Source organism: Jatrophihabitans lederbergiae (genome assembly GCF_031845305.1).
Lineage (GTDB): Bacteria > Actinomycetota > Actinomycetes > Mycobacteriales > Jatrophihabitantaceae > Jatrophihabitans_A > Jatrophihabitans_A lederbergiae.
The window spans coordinates 1-5324 of sequence record NZ_JAVREH010000103.1; the positions used below are offsets into that span (position 1 = coordinate 1).

General features: G+C 69.0%; 4 protein-coding genes. 2 read left to right on the plus strand and 2 right to left on the minus strand.

Features of this window, described 5'->3' with window-relative positions:
* Positions 1-217: 217 nt before the first annotated feature.
* Positions 218-2632 carry a TOTE conflict system archaeo-eukaryotic primase domain-containing protein gene (locus RM423_RS23925; RefSeq protein ID WP_311425549.1) on the minus strand — a complete coding sequence of 805 codons (2415 nt, stop codon included), beginning with the start codon at positions 2630-2632 and terminating at the stop codon, positions 218-220.
* A gap of 20 nt (positions 2633-2652) precedes the next feature.
* Here RM423_RS23925 and RM423_RS23930 point away from each other — a divergent pair, with 20 nt between their 5' ends.
* A complete protein-coding gene (locus RM423_RS23930; RefSeq protein ID WP_311425550.1) occupies positions 2653-2979 on the plus strand; it encodes a calcium-binding protein in 327 nt (108 codons plus the stop codon).
* A 5-nt stretch (positions 2980-2984) separates the two neighbouring features.
* The gene (locus RM423_RS23935; protein ID WP_311425551.1) at positions 2985-4148 is read left to right on the plus strand and encodes a coiled-coil domain-containing protein; all 1164 of its coding nucleotides are present in this window, start codon (positions 2985-2987) and stop codon (positions 4146-4148) included.
* Between the two features lie 20 nt (positions 4149-4168).
* On the opposite strand, the gene RM423_RS23940 is transcribed toward RM423_RS23935, so the two are convergent.
* Positions 4169-4366: a PIN domain-containing protein gene (locus RM423_RS23940; protein WP_311425552.1), complete on the minus strand. Its 198-nt coding sequence runs from the start codon at positions 4364-4366 to the stop codon at positions 4169-4171.
* Between the last annotated feature and the right edge of the window lie 958 nt (positions 4367-5324).

Genomic DNA, 5324 nt, shown 5'->3' on the forward strand with positions numbered 1-5324 from the left:
CCCGATATTCTTCACCCTGAAGGTGCTCCTCGCTCCGCATGAACTGGTCGTCGCAACCCTGATTCTTGCTGGCTTGGAGCACTTTTCAGTTGATCAACGCGCCGCCCTCATGAAAGCCCCGGGCTAGACCTCGAGGCGGAGTACCTTGTCACTTCCGATGAGCGTTCACACCGCGGGACCACGGATGTTTTGCGGGCTTGTGGTCAGGCCGGGCCGGTTATGAAATGGGCATGCGGCGGGGGTCGGGGAAGCCGAGGCTGGTGTAGCCGGGGGCGCGTTTGGCCAGCGAGGAGGCGAGCACGCCGGTGAGGATGTCGTGGTAGTCGTGGACCTCGGCGGTGCTTTTGCCGGGGTAGGGGCGCAGGACGCGGCCGGCGTACTGCACGAGCCTGCCTTTGAAAGCGATCGGTGCGGCGAGGAAGAGGGTGTCGAGTGCGGGGCAGTCGAAGCCTTCGCCGAGGTAGGAGCCGGTGGCGATGATCAGCAGCGGTGGCCCGCCCAGGGCCGGCTGGAGTCGGGTGTGGGCGGCGGTGCGGGCTTTGGCGCCCATGCCGCCGCGCAGCACGACCGGCTCCCGCCCGAGTTCGGTCAGAGCATGCGCGATCGTTTCGACGTGGACGGTGCGTTGGGTGAGGACCAGGCAGTGCCGGCCGCGCTGCAGGGCAGCGGTGACGTCGCCGATGATCTGGCTGGTTCGAGTGGGGTCGGCGGCGAGGTCGCGGTGGACGGCGGCGATGCCGCCAGGCGCGGACGGGTCGAGGTCGCCGGTGTAACGGAATCCGGTGTTGTGCAGGTGCAGCACCGGCTCGGGTGCTGCAGCCTCGGGCGACCTGGTCGAGAGGGTCCCGGTGACGGCCTGGCTGATGGTGTGTCGGGTGGGGCCGAGTTGCAGGGCGATGAGGTCGTCGAGTTGGTCGCGCCGGTAGGGGGTGGCGGTGAGACCGAGCCAGCGGCGAGCGGGGATCTGGCCGACGGCATGCTCGAACGCCGCGGCCGGCACGTGGTGGCACTCGTCGACCACGACCAGTCCGTAGCCGGCGGTGAGATCGGCAAGGTCGTCGCGTCGCGTCAGTGTCTGGAGCGTGGCGATGTCGAGGACGCCGGTCGTCTTGGTGCGCCCGCCGCCGCGCTGGCCGGCCTTGACGCCGAGCAGGTCGCCGATGCGGGCGCGCCACTGGTCAGCCAGGGTCTTGCGGTCGACGAGCACGAGCGTGGACACGTTGTGATGAGCGATGACGGCACAGGCGATGACGGTCTTGCCGGCACCGGGCGGCGCGACGAGCACCGCGAGATCGTGACCGAGCACGGCATCATGCGCGGCCTGCTGCTCGGGTTCCAACTGCGCGGAGAACTCGAATGTGTGCGGCTGCCCGCTACTGCGCTGGTCGGTGACCTGCAGTCGGCTGCCGGCCTGGGCGATCAGGGTGCCGAGCCGGTCGAGCAGGCCACGGGGCAGGACCAGGTCACCGTCGAGGGTCTCGTCGTAGCTGCGCAGGAACCGCGGGGTGTCCCAAGTCGAGGCGCGGCGGCGCTGGCGTTCGTAGAAGGTCGGGTTGGGCATCGACGCCGCGTGTTTGAGAGTCGCCAGCAGCGCCGGTGGCAGGTCCGCGCCGTCAACGGTGATCATCGCGCCGAGCGTCGCCCGCACCACCGGTGGTGGGAACACGGTGATCTTGGTGGCGGTCGCGGCGCGCAGCCGGTCCACTTCGGCACCGACGGCGACGGACCCGACCCGCTGGGCCAGCCGAGTGACTTCCCGCGGGGTCAGGCGGTCGAGGCTGGACAGGTAGGCCCACTGGTCTTCGTGCGGCTCCATGGTGGCCAGGTCGAGGAAGACGGTCGCGCCGCGGCGCCGGGCCCGCCCGGACAGCGGGGCGGCGATCAAGTTACCCAGACCGCCGGTCTGCAGCACGTCCTGAGACGGGAAGAGCCGGTCGTAGCTGGACAGGTTCATCCGACCCCGCTGGGCGATCGCCTCCCTAAGCAGCCCGGTGCCGACCTGCCGCGCGGTCGCCGCCGGGATCGGGGAGGTGAAGAAAAGCCAGGCGTGCGCCCCGAGGCCCGAGCGCGACACCTCCAGCGCGGCCGGCGCGGCGACCGCCCGAGCAGCTTTCAGGTAGGCCAGCGCGTCGAGCATCGCCGCGGGGCCGTCGAAGTCCGCAGCCAGCCACCGGCAGCGGTCACCGTCGAGCATCGGGTACAGGCCGATCTCGATCTCGCCAGACAGGTGCGCGGTCAATACCTCACTGGTGAGTGGCAGATACTCCCGCTCGGAGGCAGGGACGCCTTTGCGCCACCCGCCTCGCACCGCCGGCACCCACCCCGAGCGGCCGGTGCGTGCGTTGTCCCACCGAAGCGCGTACACGTCGATGCGGGCACCGAACAGCGCCGCATAGAACGCCACCTTCGCCGCTGGCGAAGAGTCGACGCCGACGGCGCCGGGCGCCGCGTCGAAGATCGCCGTCTGCGTCGGCCCAGGAGGGTGGGCCTGGCGCGGAGTCAGCTCGAGCAGTCGCAGCAGCCGGGTGTTCTCCGCGCGTAGCCGAGCCACCTCGCGCTGCAGTCCGGCTAGCTCGTTGTCCAGCGCGGCGACTGCGCGGTTCTCGCCGGGTGGCTCGGTTTCTGTCGGCACCAGTCCATACTCTCGCGAGCATGACACCACTACCGGCCGGCCAGCTCGAGGAGATGATCGAGCAGGCCACCGTCGACTGCTACAACGACTCCGAGCAGGCCTGCGGCCTGTTCACCCTGCTCGAGGATGCGTTAGCCGTGCCGTTCGAGACCACCGTGCTCGGTGCCCCGGTCACCGTGACCAAGGTGGATCTGACGGCCGAGGACCAGATCGTGGCGCACGTCCGCCGCGGTGGTGATCGGCAGCGCATCCCGCTGCTGGACCTCCCGCCGCCAAATCCAGCACCGGCGGGGTGGGAGTGGATCGTGGCCTACCGGCACTGGGCGACCCGAAGCGGCGGTGCGTAAGCCGGATGAGTGAGTACCAGTACTACGAGTTCGCCGCCCTCGACCACGCCCTGGACGCTCGCCAGCAGGCCGAGCTACGGGCCATCTCCACCCGGGCGACGATCACCCCGGCCAGCTTCGTCAACACCTACGAGTGGGGCGACCTGAAAGCTGACCCCCGCCAGCTGGTCGAGCGCTATTTCGACGCATTCCTCTACCTGTCCAACTGGGGCACCCACCGGCTGATGTTCCGCATACCGGGCACGCTGCTGGACGAGCAGACCACCGCCGCATACTGCGTCGGCGACGCCACGAGCGCGTGGACCACCGGTGAGCACACCGTGCTCGACCTGATCGCCGAGGATGAGGACGGCGTGTACGAGGAGGACTGGGCCGAGGGCGGTGGCGAGGGCCGCTTGGCGGCTATGGTCGCCGCCCGGACCGAGTTGGCCGGTGGTGACCGGCGTCTGCTGTATCTGGCCTGGCTGCTGTGCGTGCAGGCCGGGCAGGTTCCTGATCAGAACGTCGAACCTCCGGTGCCTCCCGGCCTCGGCCAGCTGAACGCGGCGCTGCGCAGCGCCACCACCTTCCTGCGAATCGACGAGCACCTGGTCACCGCCGCAGCAACGGCCAGCACTGACGATGAGAGCGACGCTGACCGGGCATCCCGGCTCCGCCATAAGCTCGCGTCTATCCCGCAGGCAGACAAGGACGAGATGCTGCTGCGGGTCGCCGTCGGCGATGTCCAGCGCGTGCGGGCCGAACTCCTCGCGCGCGGCGACACCGCAGTGGCGCCGGACGGGCAGGACCGTCGAACCGCCGGCCAGCTTGTCGCGCTGGCCCGGACCTATCGAGACGACTGGCTACGCACGCGACACCGACAGCAAGCCCGGCGCAAGGCCGAGCACGATCGGGCGGTCGCGGCGGTCCGCGAGCAACGCCTCGCCACGCTGGCCGCCCGGCAAGAGCAAGCATGGCGGCAGGTCGAGGACCTGATCGAGGCCCGCAAGGGAGCTGACTACGACGCCGCGGTCGCTCTCCTGCAAGACCTCGGCGAGATCAGCCGCCGCCTCAGCCAGACTGGCCCCTACCAGCAGCGAGTGGCAGAGCTGCGCCAGAGCCACCGCCGCAAGACCACACTCATCAATCGCCTGAACCGTGCCGGCTTGGGCCGCGTCGGGTCGAGCTGATCCGACACAGGCGGCCCGGGCTACGGAAGCAACGTCAGCGTCTTGACGTGGCGCGGGCGGACAACCGTGAAGTGCCGGTGGTCGAGGGTCGCAACCTCGGACAGCCCGCGCCGCTCACACAGCGCGATGACGGTGGCGTCCGTCGTGCCCAGCGGCAGGTCGGCATAAGCCACCACGAGTTCGGCCGCGCGCCGGTAGTCCGCGGCGGTGAGCTCCACCGGCCACAAGGGTCCCGTCGGCCAGCGACGTCAGGAACTGCGCCTCGACGCGCGCCCCGCCCTCGAGGGCAAGCAGATAGCCGACCTCTGCGATGACCGGACCGGGAACCAGGATGCGCCGGCTCGCCAGATGCAGTGCGGTGAACAGATCGACGCTCGCACGGTGAAGCGCGTCGTTCTCGATGGCGGCGCCCACCAGGGGACCCGTGTCGCAGACGATCACCGACTAGCGGCCGAAGCCCTCAACCAGCAGGTCGTCAACGCGGTCGGACGTGTCCGCACGACCTGCCGTGATCGCGCCAAACCACGCCGGCGGTCACGACAACGACTCGGCGGTGATCGCCAACCGCTGCACTTCGACAAAAGCAGCCGACACCTGATCCTCGGGCAACTGCTCGACCAAACGGTGCAACTCGTCGCGGGCGGCGGTCATAACCACCATGATACGAGCCAGCTCCCCGAACTGGCCGCAAGTCACGCCGCCCGCCCCAGCACGGGCCGCCGGCGGTGACCGGCCTCCACACCATTTTCGGGTGGAGGAAATCTGGAGGATCGATCTGCACGCAACGGTTCCGAACGGCGTTCAACGGCAGTCAACCGCACCAGGCATGTCCCGGTAGATACGTACACCCCAGCAAATCCGGGGCCTGCAGAGGGTCCGACGTTCGGCCTGGCAGTGTGGGGGTCAGGGGTTCGAATCCCCTCAGCTCCACCACCCGATTTAGTCCAGTTTGCGGCGATATTGGCGTCTGGAATCAGCCCTTATATCGCATTGGAGGACCTGACTGGTTTGTCCGGGTTACTCGCCGGTACTGGAGCGAAACTGGAGCATGGGTTTCTGCCACCTTTCAAACAGGGTCAGGAAGTCGGCGAAACAGGGTCAGAATCGAGAGCTGTCGCCATCATCGTCGGCTCGTATCCTCCGGGCCGGCAGGGTGCCCGTGGCTCGTCCAGATCG